Annotated in this window: 13 protein-coding genes; 4 read left to right on the forward strand and 9 right to left on the reverse strand. The window is 43.8% G+C overall.

Annotated features, from left to right (window positions below; genetic code table 11):
• Position 1 precedes the first annotated feature (1 nt).
• From FS373_RS27480 to FS373_RS27490, 3 genes are all read right to left on the reverse strand, one after another.
• Positions 2-1,276 (reverse strand): aromatic amino acid transport family protein, encoded by a 1,275-nt coding sequence (locus FS373_RS27480; protein WP_152831052.1) that lies wholly within the window; start codon positions 1,274-1,276, stop codon positions 2-4.
• 134 nt (positions 1,277-1,410) lie between these two features.
• The gene (locus tag FS373_RS27485) at positions 1,411-2,808 is read right to left on the reverse strand and encodes a tryptophanase (protein WP_152831053.1); all 1,398 of its coding nucleotides are present in this window, start codon (positions 2,806-2,808) and stop codon (positions 1,411-1,413) included.
• 411 nt (positions 2,809-3,219) lie between these two features.
• A complete protein-coding gene (locus FS373_RS27490; protein WP_144046970.1) occupies positions 3,220-3,855 on the reverse strand; it encodes a DUF938 domain-containing protein in 636 nt (211 codons plus the stop codon).
• Between the two features lie 231 nt (positions 3,856-4,086).
• Between FS373_RS27490 and FS373_RS27495 the strand changes: the two genes are divergently transcribed.
• From FS373_RS27495 to FS373_RS27505, 3 genes are all read left to right on the forward strand, one after another.
• Positions 4,087-4,584: a GNAT family N-acetyltransferase gene (locus FS373_RS27495; protein WP_144046969.1), complete on the forward strand. Its 498-nt coding sequence runs from the start codon at positions 4,087-4,089 to the stop codon at positions 4,582-4,584.
• 188 nt (positions 4,585-4,772) lie between these two features.
• Positions 4,773-5,690: a PhzF family phenazine biosynthesis protein gene (locus FS373_RS27500; protein ID WP_144046968.1), complete on the forward strand. Its 918-nt coding sequence runs from the start codon at positions 4,773-4,775 to the stop codon at positions 5,688-5,690.
• A 489-nt stretch (positions 5,691-6,179) separates the two neighbouring features.
• On the forward strand, positions 6,180-7,028 hold the full coding sequence (locus FS373_RS27505; protein ID WP_144046967.1) for a 2',3'-cyclic-nucleotide 2'-phosphodiesterase: 849 nt from the start codon (positions 6,180-6,182) through the stop codon (positions 7,026-7,028).
• Positions 7,029-7,106: 78 nt separating this feature from the next.
• Here FS373_RS27505 and FS373_RS27510 read toward each other — a convergent pair whose 3' ends face one another.
• From FS373_RS27510 to ggt, 4 genes are all read right to left on the reverse strand, one after another.
• Positions 7,107-9,161, reverse strand: a complete 2,055-nt coding sequence (locus FS373_RS27510) for a bifunctional 2',3'-cyclic-nucleotide 2'-phosphodiesterase/3'-nucleotidase (protein ID WP_185976844.1) — start codon at positions 9,159-9,161, stop codon at positions 7,107-7,109.
• A gap of 376 nt (positions 9,162-9,537) precedes the next feature.
• A complete protein-coding gene (locus FS373_RS27515; RefSeq protein WP_416221776.1) occupies positions 9,538-11,553 on the reverse strand; it encodes an alpha-amylase in 2,016 nt (671 codons plus the stop codon).
• 291 nt (positions 11,554-11,844) lie between these two features.
• Positions 11,845-14,025, reverse strand: coding sequence for a M3 family metallopeptidase (locus FS373_RS27520; protein WP_144046965.1), 2,181 nt, complete (start codon positions 14,023-14,025; stop codon positions 11,845-11,847).
• A 477-nt stretch (positions 14,026-14,502) separates the two neighbouring features.
• Entirely contained in the window at positions 14,503-16,251 is a 1,749-nt protein-coding gene (ggt, locus tag FS373_RS27525) for a gamma-glutamyltransferase (protein WP_152831054.1), read from the reverse strand.
• Positions 16,252-16,344: 93 nt separating this feature from the next.
• Here ggt and FS373_RS27530 point away from each other — a divergent pair, with 93 nt between their 5' ends.
• Positions 16,345-17,688 carry a GNAT family N-acetyltransferase gene (locus tag FS373_RS27530; protein WP_152831055.1) on the forward strand — a complete coding sequence of 448 codons (1,344 nt, stop codon included), beginning with the start codon at positions 16,345-16,347 and terminating at the stop codon, positions 17,686-17,688.
• A 49-nt stretch (positions 17,689-17,737) separates the two neighbouring features.
• Here FS373_RS27530 and FS373_RS27535 read toward each other — a convergent pair whose 3' ends face one another.
• Complete coding sequence (locus tag FS373_RS27535; protein WP_152831056.1) at positions 17,738-18,355, reverse strand: LysE family translocator; 618 nt, start codon at positions 18,353-18,355, stop codon at positions 17,738-17,740.
• A 186-nt stretch (positions 18,356-18,541) separates the two neighbouring features.
• On the reverse strand, positions 18,542-19,582 hold the full coding sequence (gene hppD, locus FS373_RS27540; protein WP_144046961.1) for a 4-hydroxyphenylpyruvate dioxygenase: 1,041 nt from the start codon (positions 19,580-19,582) through the stop codon (positions 18,542-18,544).
• Positions 19,583-19,721: the final 139 nt, after the last annotated feature.

A 19,721-nucleotide genomic window follows, 5' to 3' on the forward strand; every position in this document is an offset into this window, starting at 1 on the left:
ATTAATCCTTTAATGTCATCGATTCTTGAAGTTGTGGCATGGTGGGTAACAGCTCAAAAGAGGACAGCAGCATAGAGCAGATGATTAACATGCTGTAGGCCAATGTGAACCAAGGGGTCATCTTGCCGCCGAAGGTGACATATCCATTGCTAGCGTGTTTTTTTCGACTGATCTGCGCGAGTATTGCTGGAAAGATCCCTCCCCAAATCGCCCCAGCTAATCCGGCAAAGCCGATGGCGATAAGAAATCCGTTAGGGAACATTAATGAACATAAAAGTGGGGGCGCCAGCACTAATAATCGTGGATAGCGATCGGATAAGCCCCATTGATTAATCATGATGTCTGACAGGTAATCAAGTAAGCCTTTTGCCACACCGATAAAAGAGGTGATCACCGCCACTTGTACAAAGAAAAACAGCAGGGCATTAAGCTCACCACTGTTATGACCTATCAGCGAAACAATGCCTTCAATATTGGTATTACCAGCATTCACTTTAGCAATCATGTCATTTTGGCTTTGGTTTCCCATAATGACGAACATCCATAAAATATAGAAAACACTCACAATTGATAGTCCAAGAAAAATGCTTTTCATGACACGTTCTGGCTTGTTTTTATATAAGTTTCTTAGCATGGGGATTATTTGTTGGTAACCTGCTGCCGCCATAAAGAAGGGGAGGGTTAATATGACATAGGGCAAGAGTGGGATAGTGCTATCGAATAGTGATTGCTCCTTATCGATAATATTGCTTAATTCTACTGTATTACCAAGGTCTATAAGAAGATAAGCAAAAGTACATAACATAATAAATATTAATGAACATGAAATCTTGCTGATAATAATGGGTTTGCAACAGATTATAACGCCTAAAACAGCAGTGAATAACAAGGCTGATAATGTTGAGTTTATTTCAAACCCAACTAGAGTTTCACTGTAAACTTTGATTGTGTCTGTTCCGGCGGTAATATAAGCATATAATAAAATGAAGCCATTAAATATCATCATGGCATCATTGAAATATGTGGGTTTGTTCCCCATGCAATCTTTTATCATTGAATGAAACCCAGTCCCAACGGGGTAGTTCATATTCACTTCTAGTAACAATGAGCCAGCGGCGAGCATATATATTGCAGTCAGCACCACGACCGCGACACTGAGGAGAAACCACATGCCGATACTGACAATTGGTAGGCTCATCATACCTACACCGACAGCTGTGCTGACGACTACGGCTGCACCGTATATAAGCGAGAGTTTATTATTAGAATATTCCATAACTAAGTAACCTATATTAATTAGTTTATGATGATGACCTCATATTGCGCCGAGATAGACCCGGGTAAACATCATCAATTAAATAGCCATGCCATTCATTATTTAATGAATGGCATGGCTGGTCTTGATAATGTTTAAACGGGAGTGAATTGTGCGAGGAAGTGCCTCAGAACAGGCGGCTCAACAGTGAATGTATAGCCTGAGATCTCTGATTTTTTCTCTATCAACTTAGCGAAGACATTGACCACATACTCTATGTGTTCATTGGTGTAAACTCGCCTAGGGATAGCGAGTCTGAGAAGTTCGGTTGGTGAGTCTTTTTGCTTACCAGTTTCAGGATCTCTTCCAAGTAGTAAGGAGCCGATTTCAGCGCTGCGGATACCCCCTTCCAGATATAGGGCAATAGCGAGTGCGTGCCCAGGAAACTGATGAGCGGGAATGTGAGGCAGGAAGGCTTTGGCATCAATGAACACAGCATGCCCGCCATTGGGGCTTTGAACTGGGATGCCCGCTTCAGCTAGTCTTTCACTGAGTAAGGAGACCTGACTTATCCGCGCTGTTAGGTAGGAATAATCTATTGCTTCATAGAGTCCTACCGCCATGGCTTCCATGTCTCTGCCTGCTAAACCACCATAAGTGGCAAATCCTTCCATCGGAATACAAAGCACCTGAGTTTGCTGGTAGAGATCTATACTATTTTTGAAGCAGCATAGCCCGCCAATGTTGACCATGGCATCTTTCTTGGCAGACATGGTAAACATGTCTCCGTAGCGGAACATGGTTTTAACAATCTCATCGATATCGATATTAAAATATTCTGGATCACGTTCTTTGATAAACCATGCATTTTCAGCAAAGCGTGCAGCATCAATAACAACCGGAATGTTGTTTAATTTGGCTATGGCATAGACTTCGGCCATATTATCCATAGAGACTGGTTGTCCACCCATACTATTGCAAGTGATTGTCATGATGATCGCCGCTATGTTTTCGGCCCCATAATGTTCAATATTATTCTGTAATAAATCGACATCAAAGTTGCCTTTCCATCGGTGAAAAGCACTGGCGTTGTACGCATCTTCGATGACGACATTGATGGCTTTTGCTCCATTAAGTTCAACATGGGCCGCGGTGGTATCAAAGTGGTAATTAGAGATAAACACTGGCTCTTTACCGCCTCGTTTTTCTTTCATTTCTTTGATTAAAACCGGAAAAAGTATTTGTTCGGCGCCTCGTCCCTGGTGCGTTGGAATAGTATATTGATAGTCAAAAATATCCGTGACAGCTGCTTCCAATGCATAATAACTTGAGCTGCCAGCATAGGATTCATCTCCACGCATGATGGCTGCCCATTGCTGGTTGCTCATGGAGCCTGTGCCGGAGTCAGTTAGCAGATCGATAAAAACCTGCTCGCTTCTCAATAGAAAAGGGTTAAAACCTATATCAGTCAGTGCTTGAAATCGCTCTTTTTCAGTGAGCAAACGAATAGGCTCTACAGCCTTAATTTTATAAGGTTGGGGTAAATTAAACATAGTATTAACTCTCTAATTTAATAAAGTAAATATATGGAAAATATTTTTTAAAAATCAGAGAGTGTGTGGGCTGCTGACAAAGTTAAGTTTTATCTTTGGATCTTGGGTAAACCAACAGAATAGAATGGCCGCAGAGATGGGAACGAATATATTTAAATCTTGAGGAGTGAATAATGGTGAATTGAGTATTGTCATATTATCCTCTCCAAATGATTCGGGTGGTCATTAATTATACACATCGTGGTATTTAAGTAAAGGATGTCGTTCTTTGTAAGGTAACCTTATAATATTAAAAATATTTTATTTTTAAACTGTCGTTAAAAAACTGCTAATTTAAATTTCGATTGAATGGAAATTATCTTTAATGTAAAAATAAATACCTCTGAAATGAACCTAGAGATAAGCTATTAGTCATTTATTTTTTTCAAAATGCAGTAATCGATTATTAGCAGGCATTGTATGATCTTCAATTAAGCGTAGTCCTTGAGTTTCTGCAAGTTGAACTATCCATTCAATGTCTCGTATGGCGCTTCTCGGATCCTGCTGCGCTAGCCAGGTATCGAATCTGGCATTACTCTCGCTGGTGTAGTTATCGGCGTAATTGAACGGGCCATAAATACACAGATTACCTTGGGTACGCAGATGTTTACCTACGCCAATAAAGAAGGCTTCGACCATATCCTTTGCCATGATATGCAAGGTGTTAGCGGTAAAAATACCATCAATTTCTGTTTGATGACTCGCAAGTGGCCAGGGCTGAGTCACGTCAAGTATTAACGGACTTTGGATATTTGCGATGGGATCTGTGTTTTGATCGCCTAGCGAGCGTGCCTGCTTAAGTTGTGCGTTAATGCCGTCGAGATAGCAAACCTGATCGCTGGTTTGCCAAGTCAGATGGGGCAGAGCTTGAGCAAAATGCACAGCATGCTGGCCGGTACCTGTGCCTATCTCTAGTACGCACTTAGATGTTGAGAAAACTTGACTTATGACTTCGAGTATCGGGGCCTTGTTATTTTCGCATGCTTGAGAAAATGGTACTAAAGACATAGATATAAACCTTACACAGATAGAGTATTTAGTTACAACTAATTCGTAAATAAATGAAATGTAAACAGAGAAATAGTTTACTTAAATATTAGAGAATACTGTATCTTGGAATGCTAGTTTCGCAAACACTTTTGTGTCTGTTATTTTGTGATAGTGGTTTACGTTTTGGCATTAATACCAATCGGTATAAAGGTGTCAAAGAAGTGTCCAAATGGGTTAAAGGGATTAAAGATGAAGCTGTTCAATGTTGACAGAGATCAGGTGCAGCAGATGATGACCTGGTTTACCGATGAGGCAGCACTGAAAAATTGGGCTGGACCTGGTTTTCGTTTTCCTTTCACCGATGCAAGCTTTATCGAAGATCTTAAGCTAGACGATTTAATCTCATATTCTCTAATCACTCATGATGGTCAGTTAGCCGGGTTTGGCCAGTGTTACCGCCGTAATGACAAATGTCATCTGGGCCGCCTGGTCATAGCGCCAGCCTTTCGCGGTAAGAGATGTTTGTCGGGAAGGTTTGAAAATCAGAAAATCAGCCATATCTTAATAGCGCTCTTGAGTGAGTTAGCTTGCCAGCACTTAGGGATTGCAGCTAAGCCCGGCAACCTATCCTTGTTTGTCCTAAGTCATAACTTACCTGCTCTAAACCTTTATCTGAGCCTTGGCTTTGAGGAAACGCAATATCCAGAGTCGATAGGGCTGGAAGATTGCCTCTATCTGGTTAAATAAAGAGTCGCTAAATAAAGAGGAACAAGATGTCTGAATATTTTGCAAGACACTGAGATAGTGCTTACATAAGTAGTGATGAGAGGTTCTAGCAAGCGTTAGATCTCGTGAGTCTTTAGATAATGAAAAGAGTAATGGCGGCTTATTGTTAGCCTTAGATAAGTCAATGAATAACTAAGGAAAAGTGTTCGATGAAGTCTTACCCCTATTATATTTGTGATGTATTTACCGATAAACGCTTTGGTGGTAACCAATTAGCCGTATTGCCGGATGCACAAGGGTTAACCTCTGAGCAGATGCAACAGATCGCTCGTGAGTTTAACTTTCCTGAGAGCACCTTCGTGTTTCCTGCTGAGCAAGGAAATACGAGGAAAGTGCGCATTTTCACCCCATCTATAGAGGTGCCCTTTGCCGGACATCCCAATGTGGGTACCGCATTTTTATTGGCTAAGACCGGTTTGCTCGATAGGCAAGAGCTGCAAACAATCATCTTCGAGGAGAAGGCTGGGCTGGTGCCCATCTCCATAGCACAGCAAGACGATGGCGCTATCTTCTGTGAACTCAAAGCGCCAGAGGTTGTCTCCTTGGGGCAAAGTATCGATGCGTCTCTCGTTGCCGAGGCTCTGTCGCTCAATCTTGATGATATCCAGCTTAGCACTCATCAGCCTATTGTGGCTTCGGTTGGGTTGCCATTCCTCATGGTTGAGCTTATGAGTTTAGATGCATTAGCAAGCGCGAGAGCTAAGTTGGACGCGTTCGAGAAGATACAAGCCATAGGCGTAACCCCGGATATTCATCTCTATGTAAAACGAGAAGAATCGTCAAAAGCAGAGCAGCAGTTTGATATTCAGGCTCGTATGTTTGCCCCATTCGATGGTGTACCAGAAGATCCGGCTACCGGCAGTGCAAATTGTGCATTAGCCGGCTTGCTAGCACATTATTCTAGTTTGCAAGAGGGCATGCTGTGTTGGACCATAGCCCAAGGCGTCGAAATGGACCGTCCTAGCGTGCTTAAGGCTAGAGCGCTTAAAAAGGCAGGGCAAGTTATTGATACCTGGATTGGCGGTAACAGTGTGCTGGTGAGTAAAGGCGAGATATATCTGGACTGACATTAATAATCATTGATTAACTTTAAGCATAATTTTGTGTCATCGAAATCGAGCTGGAAAGAGCTAGATGTCGCGCTACCCAGATATGATGGTTTCGAGCCTAGCTGTAAGTTATATAGAAGGGCATGGAAGTGACAATGACTGTTTTTGAAAAAGATGAGCTTATAGCCCTTAGCTGGAAAATGCATAACCTAATAGAGTAAGCCTATCTGGATAATCCTGGGGTGCAGGGAGATTAAGCAGGGCTCAAAGAGGCAAAAGATAGAATAGTTTCAGCGCCGTATCCCTTAATATGAATGAGTGAAAAACTTCAATTTACGGTGCTATATTGGTTTTTACTGCTATATTGTTAGTGACAGATAAATTATTAATTGTGAGTTTTCGCTCCAGGAAGGGAGCGGGCAGACGTTATAAGTTTACAGTGTTATATCAGCTAAATTGGTGAATGTAATTCAGTAAAGTTTATGTCGTAATATACAGGGAAGTAGCATGATTAAATATCGTTCTCCAAGCCAACAAAGCCAACATGTTATTTGGGCTCTCACCTTCGCGATTTTCATTTTTACTACTTTTTGGTCGGTATTGATTGTTGAATACTTTGACCCTGGGTCCTATTTGTGGCAACAGTTAGATCAAGCCGCATTTGTAGATACTAATTTGGCTGCCGAAGGGGTGGTAGAGCACTTCTTTAATGCCGTGTTATTCAGCGTGTTTGTGAGTGTTATTGCCTATCTTTTACTAAAATATCTGAGTATTAAAGTCTCACAAGGGAGTCTACCAGAGGGGTTTTACACGCAAAACTCTTGGTTAGATATCGATGATAAATACTTAGTGCTAATACAAGCCGACGAGCTGGTTTTTTTCGAGTTTGAACGTCGGATGGCTAAACGGTTACAAATCAAATATCAGCATGATGCGTCAGTTGATGAGCTCATTGCGTTAGCCGAACCCCAAAAAGTGCGGCGAATTCCCTTTGATGAGATCTCTGAGCTGGTGAGTGATCACAATTCTGATATTTTCTATGTAAAGCATAAAGATAAACGACATAGGGTGGTTTTCATTAACCAGACGGTTAAAGCTCATGCGTTGGAGTTGGTGCAACTGTTATTGCCAGAAGAGTTGGAATATCATAGGAATGAACGGACTAGGTTCAAAGCAACGTTTCCCTTTCTTGCCGTGTTTATTGGCCTCGGCTTATTAGCAATGGCTGTTGATATTATTGTTATTCGTTATATTGTCAGCTTACTCGTCTTATTGTTGGTTATCCCTAAATTGTGCACCAATTACCTGGACCCTAAAATCACTGAAACCTGGCGGGTGAATGAGATAAGAGCCTGATAAAATTTGGGTTGTCATTAAGGTTAAATTGAAAAGGCTCCGTTGGGAGCCTTTGGTTAGTTAAGAACAGCTTAAGTCTTACTTAGCGGTAGCTTCGGTTGTTAAGTCTATATTGTAAATGGCGAAACCAAACTCATCAGTTAAGTCAGCACGTTTGGTTAACGGACGTACTTGATTCTCAAGAATAAACTTGTCAGCGAGCTCACTATCTTGAGTTTCGAAGCGAATATCCAAATTAGTACTTGTGTTGATCGTCACGAAGTCCCAGTTATTATCAGCGCTTGGATTTACTTCACCATTCGCCTCAGTCTCTTCAGTGATGTACTGAGCGAGAGCTTCACGGTTGCTATCCGGTAGCTCCATGATGACGTAATCTGAACCTGTACCCGCAAATTTACCACCGAATGCGCGGTAGTTGTTTGTCGCTATAATGAACTCTTTGTTAGCAAATTCATCGCCAGTGATTAATATTCCGTCCTCGGTATAAGCTAGATCGACGATACGGTTGGCATCGGCATCAAGCAGTTTACAATCACCATCAAACTTAGTCGGTTGAGTCACATCAATCTTGTAGGTGACACCATCGATGACATCGAAGTTGTAGGTTCTGTGTGTGTCCCAATTGATTAAATACTGCGGCTCTGTTGAGGTTGCTGATATTTGGTTAAATTGGTTTGCACTGCACTCTAGCCAATCTTTCACTTCTGCACCTGTGACTTTTACTACAACCATGGTATTTGGATATAGATAAAGATCTGCTGCATTTTTGTAGGTCAAGTCGCCGGCTGGAACTTGCACATAAGAGTCTGCATCGGCGGTAGTGCTGTGACGTCCACCTGCTTTAAAAGGTGCTGCGGCAGACAATACCGGAATATCTTTTAACGCGTCAGTAAGGTTAGCCTTTACTTTGGCTATCTGGGCATCGGAGACAATCTGCACCGATGGATCATCTTGCACTAAGGTAAGGAAGCTGTACATGTCGGCGGATGCTTTACCAATCGGCTGGTTGACATAGTTAAGTGTACCTTGGTGTTCGATTGCAACGGCGTCTCGAATACCATTATCTGCACTGACTAATTCAGGTTCATCAGCATTTTTGTCATAGATAGGAGCAGCTTTTGCAGTGCGATCGATAATGACCCAATTACCGTCTTGCATCTCAAGTTTTAGATCGACAATACCTAAGTTATCACCCCAACGGCCAGGCATGACGGCAGCCACACCATTGATAGTCCCTTTCTCCAGATCGGCATTTTCCAGACCTTCAAATGTTGCCGACGGAAATACTGAATGGCTGTGACCAAAGGTTATCACATCGATACCTTCTACCAGAGATAGCGCGTAAGTGGCATTTTCGTCGTTGACATCGATTGGATTTGAAGGTGTGCCCACGCCTGAGTGTGGGATTGCGACGATAACATCGGCGCCCTCAGCTTTCATTAATGGAACGAATTTTTCAGCAGCTTCGACAATACCCATAACTGAAACTTTGCCGGATAGGTTTTGCTTATCCCAGAGTAATATCTGAGGGGGCACGAAGCCGATATAGCCAATTTTAACCGTTTGCTGATCACCCTTGCTGTCGATGACCGTTTTTTCTTCGATGATGTAAGGGGTGAATAAGTTATCACCCTTTTCTTTGCCTTCCCAGCAATCGGCTTCACATAAGACGTTAGCATTGATGTAAGGGAAGTTTGCGCCTGCTATGGCTTCGCTTAAGAAATCCAGGCCATAGTTAAACTCATGGTTGCCTAAGTTGCCCACAGAGTAGCCGAGTGTATTCATGGCCTTATATGCTGGATGAGTGCCGCCTATGGTGCTGTCGCGTTTAAAGTTATCGGCAACGTAGTCGCCCATTGGGCTGCCTTGCAATAAGTCACCGTTGTCGACTAATACGAAGTTGCTGACTTCAGCGCCTCGCTGTTTAATCAGGCTAGCCGTTCGTGCAAGGCCTATGCTCGGGTCATACTTGGTTTTGTAATAATCATAATCCATGATGTTGGTATGAAGATCACTGGTTTCAAGAATACGAAGATCCACTTGAATGGCCGCGACATCATTATCATCAGATCCACAAGCCGCAAGGCCAAGTGTTGAAGCGATAACTACTGCTAAAACTTTTTTATTAAACATATCCATCATTCTCATTTATTTAAGACCCCGAGGCATGACTCTTGTTGTTAAGTTATGCCTCATGTAACCAACGTGATATTTCTTGTGATATCACTGAGGGCGTGAGGTTATTATATGCTGGATAAGTTTCAATAATGTGATTTAGAGTAAGGGTTTAACGCTTTATATGAGACTTAGATGTCGTTTGGTTTAAATTTGAGCAGAAGTGTATCGTTCGCTTGATACCTTGGTAGTTTAATGTATTTGATGTGTATATTTCGTTGATGGTCAGGGCCCTAGATAAACGTTTATCTAGGGAGGGAAAGAGCCCTCTAAAGGGCTCTTATGCAATGCTGGAAACCGCTAAGCTACAATGAATTAGCTCGGTTGGAAGGGGTTAAAAGTCACGAACGTCAACACTATTAGCGTTGAAGTCAAATTTGTTGATTTTTCCACATTGGGCAAAATGGTTATTAGAGCCATAAGGCGCATCAACTTGTGAGATGTTAGACTCCCAGCCTTGACCATTTTTAATGAAAGCCTTTATTTCAAATTGTCCGTTGACGGCTTTACTACAGTCCATATCGACATCCAGCATCCAGTAATGTTGGCCCCAAATGTTGAATGGATCTTCACCATATCCATCGACTGCAGTGGTTCGTTTGGTGCCCCAGCTATTTGGCCAGATATTGGTTGTCCAATCCAGTGGTGTTCCTTCAGATTCCATGCTTTGGCTAGCTTCACTTCCGTACCAGTCTAGATAGCTTTCATTGGCTTTCCACTGCGTTGTGGTGACATTAAGCATGTTGTTATGCTTGATGGGCATAGCACAATCTAAGTTAGTCGTTTGACAGTTTCTTCCTAAAATATTGTTAGCATAATTATGGTCGATACCACCGCGAATAAACATATTTTGACCGCTCAGAGTTTGAGCTCGAATGAATATCAGGGTACGTTGCCAATCACTTTCCGGTGGAATCGTAACGCCGGTGACTTTGGCACCACGGTGAATGGCAAAGGCGTCCCAAGAGCCGATATTTGCATTGATACTGCCATCGGTATTGACCCTAATTGTTTCACCACTACAAGATAATCCATCGGCTGACAATTGACCTTTGAGCACGTTGCAGTAAGTACCTGCTGTCATGTCCGTATTTAGGATAGAGGTTAAATTAATGTCTTCTTTATTGATAGCAACAAATCCTGAGCTACCACGGCCAAAAGCTATTTGGTTATTGTCATTATCCCACCAATTAGTCATGCTGAGGTTGTCAGCGGTATTGTTTCTGAAATCGACAGCGCCAGAGATATAAGACCATCTGTGCTCACACTTCCAGTTACTGGCAAAACATTCTAAGTTGCCTTGGTTATGAACGGGAATATGCGGCTTTCCTGCATCAAAATCACCATGATACTCGTAGCTCGACATTACTTTTGGGTAGCCATAGGGGTAAGCTAACATAAATACATTGGCTAAATCGTATAAGCGCCCATCTTCAAAGGTGATAACATTCCCGCCTCCACCATGACCACGTTGATTGTCATGATTATCGACAAAGACGACGGCTGAGTTGCTGGGCATAAAACCCCAAGCTTCGCCGAAATTATTTAGCCAAGCGAGTTTACCGTTTCTAAAAGTGTCACCTAATTTGGTGGTGTATTTAAATTCAGTCACTAAGCCAGCACTTGTATATTCAGAGGAGCCGATGGCTTCCCCCCCTTGATCGATCACTTCCTGAAAGATTAAGGGCGTGCCATTCACGTTCGATAATACTCCCTGAATGTCTTCAATTGACATGTGTTTGGAAGCATCGAAACGAAAACCTGTGACACCAATACTGATTAAATCATTTAAATAACCCGCTAATGTAGCTTGCACATAAGCTGAACCAGTATTTAAATCAGGCAAACCGACTAGCTCACAGTTTTGAACTTGCCAACGATCACCATAATCATTAATAGCGCAGGTGTTATGAAAATCTTGAGGGTCATACATTGGATAGTGTTTATTCCCATAAACACTGCCAGCAGAGCCTGTACCACTGCCATGAGCCATATGATTGATGACGGCATCTACGTAAATATCTACACCAACATTTTTACAGCGGTTAACCATATCAATGAACTGTTCACGTGTTCCACTGCGACTTTCTAATTGATAACTCACTGGTTGGTAGCGTGTCCACCACGGTGAACCTTGAATATGCTCATTGGGCGGCGATACTTGTACAGCCCGATAGCCTTTAGGGCCTAAATAGTCTTCACATTCTTGTGCGACATCTTGCCAACTCCATTCAAATAAATGAACGAAGGTGGTTGGCTGAGTTTGGGCTTGAATTTGCGTTGTACTCAGTAGAGATAAAGTCATGGCTAAACTTTTTGCGATTAAATTATGATTTTTTTTATTGTTCATTTTAAATTCCATTTCTGATTTTTATATTTACACCTCGAGAACTGAGTCATCATTGCTTAAAAATAATACTGGGTCATTGCAGGGATAGTTGAATACGTATGCATTGAAGTAAGGCTGCATAGAAACAAGAATAAGTATTTAAAAGAGGACTAAGAGCGTTTAAGAGAGTCGCAAGCGAAAAGTATTATTCCGGGGCTGCATTACTGACGAAGAACAATAAATAAGAGCCCTAAAAAGGGCTCTTATTATTTTAATCTATGCATGGACAAACTTTATGTTTGTGACCCTGTGTTATTTTGCAAGTAGACCCCGGCTGCGAAGTAGTGGGTCTATGCCCGCTTCTTTGCCACGGAACTGCTTGTAAAGTTGCATAGGATCTTCACTGCCACCTTGAGACAAGATGTTGTTTCTGAAGGCTTCAGCTGTTGTTTGGTCGAAGATACCGTTCTCTTTGAAGGCTTCGAATGCATCGGCACCTAAGATATCAGACCAAAGGTAGCTGTAGTAACCTGCAGAATATCCACCCGAGAAAATGTGCGAGAAGTAAGTACTGCGGTATCTTGGAGTGATCTCATTGATAAGCCCCATCTTGTTGAGTGACTCAGCTTCAAATTTTGCCGCATCTTTCGGGGTAAAGTCGGTCACTGTGTGCCAATCAAGATCTAACTTAGTCGCGGCCATATATTCAACGGTGGCAAAACCTTGGTTGAACTTGCTCGCAGCCTGTATCTTCTTCACTAGCTCCTGAGGGATCACTTCACCGGTCTTATAATGCTTAGCGAACTGAGCCAATACTTCGGGTTGAGTCATCCAGTTTTCCATCACCTGTGATGGGAACTCGACGTAATCACGTGGAACAGAAGTTCCTGCTTGAGAGCGATACTGAACATCTGACAGCATGCCATGAAGGGCGTGACCAAATTCATGGAACAGGGTACTGGCTTCATCAAACGTCAGTAGTGAAGGCTCACCTGCTGCAGGGCGAGGGTAGTTAAGTACGTTGACTATGATAGGCTTAGAGTCGACGCCATTCATATTGTACTGCTGACGGTAAGAGTTCATCCATGCACCACCACGCTTGCTGTCGCGTACATAGTAGTCACCCATGAAGATGGCCATCAAAGAGCCGTCTTTGTCATACACTTCCCAGGTACGAACTTCATCGTTGTACTTAGGTAAGTCGGTACGTTCCTTGACTGTGATGCCAAATAAACGGTTAGCCGTATAGAACACACCTTTAAGGGTATTTTCCAGTGAGAAGTAGGGGCGAGTCTGTTGCTCGTTAAAGCTGTACTTAGCCACACGGATCTTGTCTGAGTAATACCACCAATCCCAACCTGCAAGTTTGAAATTACCGCCTTCAGAGTCGATAAGCTCTTGCATAACATCAACTTCAGCTTCTGCCTGGGCAAGGGCTGCAGGCCAAACCTTATTAAGTAACTCATAGACATTTTCAGGTGTCTTAGCGGTGCGTTCTTCTAGTACGAAATGCGCATGGGTCTTGTAACCCATCAGCTGCGCACGCTCTGCACGTAGGGCAGCCATCTTAGCCAAGATCTGCTTGTTATCATTAGCGTTGTCGTTATTACCGCGCATGATATAGCCGTTGTAGATCTTTTCGCGTAGCTCGCGACTGTCGGCATAGGTCAAAAATGGTGTGATAGAGGGGCGTGAGGTGGTGAACACCCACTTACCTTCGTGGCCACGCTTTGCCGCGGTATCCGCTGCTGTGTTAATCACATCTTTTGGTAGACCAGAAAGATCGGCCTTGTTATCGATAACGAGCTCAAATGCGTTAGTTTCGGCCAGTAGGTTGTCACCAAACTCCAGGCTGAGTTTGCCAATCTGATCATTAAGACCACGAAGCTTGGTCTTGTCTGTTTCGTTTAGGTTAGCGCCGCCACGAGTGAAAGACTTATAAGTGTCATCGAGTAGCTTAGACTGAGCGGTATTCAGGCCCAGAGTATCTCGTGAGTCATAAACCGCTTTTACTTTTTGGAACAATTTGTCGTTTAGCAATACATCATCGCTGGCCGATGAAAGCATAGGCGAGACCTCTTTTGAGATAGTCTGCAGCGCATCATTAGTGTCGGCACCCGTTAGGTTGTAGAACACGCTGGCGACTTTTGAGGTTAGCTCACCTGAAAATTCCATCGCTTCTATTGTATTAGCGAAGTTGGGTGCTTCCGGGTTATCTATGATGGCTTGCATTTCGGCTTGATGCTGAGCAATTCCCGCTTTGAATGCCGGTAGGTAGTGTTCTGGTTTGATCTTATCGAAATCAGGAATACCAAGGTAAGTATCGTATGGCTTAAAAAAAGGGTTACCCGCATTGTTTTCGATTATCTGCTGCGCTACGACGTTAGGTGCCAGATTGGTGTCGCCGCTTCCTGTCGTTGATGAGCTACATGCACCTAATGCAAAGGTGAGTGCCATAGCGGTTACCAGTGGTTTGAGGGTTAATCCCTTCATTATTTATATCCCCGATTTGTTTTTATTTGCTTGTGTTGAAATATTATCGCCAAGCCCATAGCGGGCAAAAGCGTGCAGTTTAAGCTAGACAAAAAATCATCATGACAATTTATACGTCAAAAGGCTTAAACTGACGTTAAGAGCTTTTAAATATCATGGTTAAAGGTGTTAAAGCTATCAAAATAATGTTTTGTTTGTAACAAATGTTTTGAATGCCTTGTTTTTATACATTATCTGGCACTTTTTGATAAATTATTAACCACAAACTTGATCATAAGTGAGTTCACATATAGGCCGCAATGGTACCTGTAGAGCTTAAGTTGTTGAAAGTTTGTTAAATTTTTTTTGGGGCGGATTTTAGCATCTTTCGGGTAGGTTTGAGCTGGGATAAGAGCAGTTTGTCTGAGCTTTATAGATATTTAAAAAGGGAAGCCAATGGCTTCCCTTTTTAACTGTGCAAAGTGGATTTTATCTGGATTAATACCCTAAGGTCAGCGATCCGGCGCGGCGAGGGTCTGATGAGCCAAATACGCCTTGCTCTGTGACCATTATCGATTGAGTCGAGCCGATGGCATTACCCACACTGACCTTATGGCCCTTAGCTTCGAGTAGCTCAATGGTGTCACTATTGAGACTCTGTTCGACACGTAGCACATCGGGCAACCACTGATGGTGTATGCGAGGGGCGGCAGTGGCTTCGGCGATATTAAGGTCATGGTCGATGACATTCATGATGATCTGCATCGTTGTAGTGATGATGCGTGAACCTCCAGGGCTGCCGGTGATGATAAAGGGTTTACCATCTTTCATCACTATGGTTGGGCTCATCGAGCTTAGCGGCCGTTTGTTGCCTTCGACTGAGTTTGCTTCACCGCCGACCAGGCCATAACCATTTGGAGTGCCGGGTTTTGCGGAAAAATCATCCATCTCATTGTTGAGTAAGATGCCTGTGCCTTTAGCCACTAATCCTGAGCCATAGCTGAAGTTTAGGGTGTAGGTATTGGATACTGCGTTGCCCCATTTGTCGACCACAGAATAGTGTGTGGTTTGATTACTCTCATAGGGCGCGAGTTTACCGGGTTTGATTTCGCTGCTCGGTGTGGCCTTATTGATAGCGATTTGACTGGCTAACTTCTTGGCGTAGTCTTTACTGGTCAAGGCCTCTACGGGCACCTTATAGAAGTCTGGATCGCCAAGGTATTCACTGCGATCGGCATAAGCGCGTCTCATGGCTTCTGTCATCAGGTGAAGAGTTGCGGCGGTATTATGACCCAGTTTATCGATGGGGAAAGTCTCTAATATGTTGAGCATTTCGACGATGTGGACACCGCCGGATGAAGGTGGCGGCATAGACACGACTTTATAGCCACGATAGTCGCCTGTCACCGGTTTTCGCTCGACGACTTTATACTGCTTTAGATCATCGAGTGTCATGATCCCACCAGCGTCTTGAATGGCTGCAACTAATTTTTGAGCCGTTTCCCCTTGATAGAAGCCCTTACTGCCTTGCTTGGCGATTAAGGATAAAGAGTGGGCCAGTTCAGGTTGCTTAAGCACGTCACCGACCTGATAATTACTGCCGTCTGCTTTATAAAATATTTCGGCAGAGCTTGGCCATTGGGCGATACGTCTTTTTAGCCCAATTAAAGAGGTAGAGAGATCTGGTGTAACAGTAATGCCTTCACCCGCCATTTTTATCGCCGCAGCCATCACTTGCTTCATGGTCATGGTGCCGTATTTCTCTAAGGCCAGTTCCATGCCCATCACGGTACCCGGTACGCCGACGGCCAGGCCGTGTTCGCGGCTCAGCTTAGCAACGGCGTCGCCATGCTCATTGAGGTACATGTCTCTGTGGGCTTTCGATGGCGCCATTTCACGGTAATCGATAGCGATAGTTTTGTTGGGCTCGGCGAGATGAACCAACATGAAGCCACCGCCACCTATGTTGCCAGCACGAGGCAAAGTCACGGCCAGTGCAAAGCCAACCGCCACGGCAGCATCGACGGCATTACCGCCTTGCTTTAAAATCTCTACGCCTGCTCGAGTCGCTAATGTCTCTTGAGTCGATACCATGCCATGCTTAGCCCAAACGGGTTGCGCGGTTGCCATGTGGCTGTATATTGAAGATTCTGCGGCTTGTACGGGGGCGACATGAAATGCCGAGGATAAGCCCAGTAAAGGCACGGCCACAGATATGGCAACGAATAATCGTGTTAGCGAGCGCATTGAGATCCCTTTTTATATTAGAAAGTTATAGTTATTTCAGCAATGTGACGTTAATCATACAAAATAGCAAGACAAAAAAAGTAGGAGAAGTACTTGTTCGGATCAGACTTGAAGCTTGAGTTCTCGGAGTCAATCTCCACTATTCCTGCCGATGAATGGAATGCCTTGATGCAGGGAGATGTTGAGGAGAGCGGTAAGGGAGTTAACCCCTTTACTTGTCATGCCTATCTTCTGGCGTTGGAAGACAGTCGCTGTGTGTGCCCGAAATCCGGTTGGACTCCCATGCATTTGTCTGTGCTGAGCCAAGGTAAGCGAATTGCTGTGATGCCCCTTTACAGTAAGAGTCATTCCTATGGAGAATACGTGTTCGATTGGGCCTGGGCCGAGGCCTATGAAAGGAATCACATCGACTATTACCCTAAGCTATTGAGCGCGGTTCCTTTTACGCCAGTCACGGGCAACAGGTTAGGCATAGGCAAGCAATTAAGTGAGCAAGAGTCTCAGTCTGTTGTCTCCTTGATGATTCAAGCGCTCAGCCATGAGATGAGACGCGGAAGCTATTCAAGCTGGCATTGCCTGTTTATGCCTGAGGCGCAACATAAGCTTATCTCACTCTCACAATCACAACCAATGTCCCAGTTAGAACCAGAGCTAGAGTCAGGTTTATCTTCACCTTCAGCTTCACCCTTAACGCCCCTTAAGCGTAGGGGCACTCAGTTTCATTGGCGTAACCAAGGTTACCGGGTATTTGATGATTTCTTGTCTGCCATGAGTTCACGCAAACGAAAAAACATCATCAAAGAGAGAAATAAGGCCCAAGGACAAGGTTATACATTCAGGTTTATTCCGGGTATTGAGGTGACTGAGGCTCAGTGGCAATCCTTCTATTACTGTTACCAGATAACCTATGCGAAACGCTCCGGCCATTACGGCTATCTCAATCTAGACTTTTTCAAGCTAATTGGAGCAACGATGCCGGAGCAAGTGCAATTGCTTGTTGTCGAGAAGCCATTGCCGCAATTCTATGGATCAGATAGTTCGGATACTCCTGAGGGCTTAGATGAGCATATCGGCTCACCAGAGGAACTTGGCGATGCCTGTATCGTCGCTGCGGCGCTCTATTTCACCAGTGATACGCATCTCTATGGTCGGTATTGGGGCTGTCTGGAAGAGGCCGATGCCTTACATTTCGAGGCGTGTTATTACCAGGGGATCGAATACTGCATCAAACATGGTTTGCAGGCCTTAGATGCGGGGGCTCAGGGAGAGCATAAGATTTCTAGAGGGTTTGAGCCAATGGAGACCTACTCAAACCATGAGATTGCTCACCCAGGTTTCAGAGACGCCATCGAGAGTTTTACTCTACAGGAAGCCGAACAAAATAGACGTTACATGATAGAGGCTGCTAAGTCACTGCCGTTCAAGAATAAAGAGTAAGGAATAAATAAGGCTACAGGCTCTAAGCTGTAGCCTGTTCTTATCGGCTTTAACCTAACGCCAACCAGAAACCGACACCTATCATCAAAGAGCCAGCGATACGATTCATCAGCTTGATATTATCACCCTTAGATAAAAACACTCTTAAGCTCTTACCACCAGAGGCATAGGCGAGCATAGCAACTGCCTCAGAGACTAAGATGATAGACAATAGCCAGAAAAGCTGAGGAGCCACTGCTTTATCTGCGCTGATGAAAGGCGGTAGCAGGGATACCATAAAGGCCCACCCCTTAGGGTTTGAAATCGCAGTCATCAGCCCTTGATTGAATAGAGTTGTGCGGCTCACTTCTGTTTGCTGCTCATTGGTTATGGTCATCTTGCCTTTAGATAACCACATCTGGATACCAATATAGGCGAGGTAAGCACCGCCGGCATACTTGATGATTGAGAAGGCTTGAGGGTAGTTAAGCATGATACTTGCGACGCCCATGACAGCTGCTATAGCAACGATAGCCACACCAATCAACTCACCACCCATCATCCACAGGGTTCGACGCACACCGATACTCATGCCTAAGGTCATGGCGAGTGTCATACACATGCCGGGTGTGATTGATACGAAGAAAAAGGTCGGTAGAAAAACAGCGAGTAGGGCGATATCTGGCATCTGTAATAAGCTTCTTTGTTTTTGTTATAAGAGACTCAGTCTAGAGAATATTTTGCTCACTGAAAACAAAAAACCAGCCACTAAGGCTGGTTTTACATCTGGATAACCTAAATTTGCACTATGTGTAACGTATCGTGCTAACTAGTATTAACTCACAGCTTGTTCATATGACTGAATTTAGCTTATTTAGAGCACGCCACGACGTTGTTGATCACGCTCTATTGACTCAAACAGGGCGGTAAAGTTACCTTCGCCGAATCCCTGATTGTTCTTGCGCTGGATGATCTCGATGAATATAGGGCCGAACAGATTCTTAGTGAAGATCTGCAGCAGATAACCATCGTCATCGCCGTCGATCAATATCTGATGATGCTTGATGCGATCTCTGTCTTCAGTGACCTGAGGCAGCTTATCGAAGATGGTCTCGTAATATTCAGGGATAATATCTAACGTCTGAATTGATGAGCCTTCCATCGCATCGAGAGAGGCGACGATATCACGACTTCTAAAGGCCAGATGCTGTACGCCAGGGCCATCATACTCTTTCAGATATTCATCGATCTGGTTCTTCTCGCTGCCTTTACCTTCGTTGATTGGAATACAGAAGCTGCCATCTGGTGAGCGCAGGGCGTAAGAGATCAAAGCGGTTTTAGCCCCCTTAATATCGAAATAACGTACTTCGGTGAAACCGAAGATATCTTTATAGAAGTTAGACCAAAACTCCATGGTGCCCTGGTAGACATTGTTGGTGAGATGATCGACTTCGATAAAGCCTTTTTCTTGAGTGATGACTTGCTCTTCGAGATCGACGAAATCATTTTGGTAGATATTCTTCTCTTCACCAAAGATGTCGATAAAGTAAATTAAGCTGTCACCTATGCCATAAATAGCCGGATAAGGATGATCTTTGTTAGCATCATCGGCAGGCTTAGCACCGCGTGCTACCGCACCTTCGAAGGCGAATTGTGCATCTTCTACGCGCCAGCCCATAGAACAGATCGCAGGACCGTGACTCTTAGCGAACTCGGCCGAGAAACCGCTTCGCTCGTTGTTGAGCAGGAAATGGATGTCATTTTGCTTGTAGTAACTGATATCTTTGTTCTTGCTCTTTTTCAGTTTAGAGAAACCGAAATCGATAAATACTTTATGCATGAATTCAAGATCTGGGGTGGAAAATTCAGTGAATTCTATGCCCAATAAGCCCAGTGGATTTTTTTCGCTTGCCATTGTTCTATCCTCGTTCAATTTTTCATGCACCTTGATGCGTGCTTTTTATGTTTTATGTTGGGCTAAATGATGTCTTTCAGTTTGAGGCAGACGCCAGTTTCACCTAAATTGTGATCTTAATATCAATTTAGTTGCTCAG

The sequence above is a fragment of the Shewanella sp. YLB-07 genome (assembly GCF_009377275.1).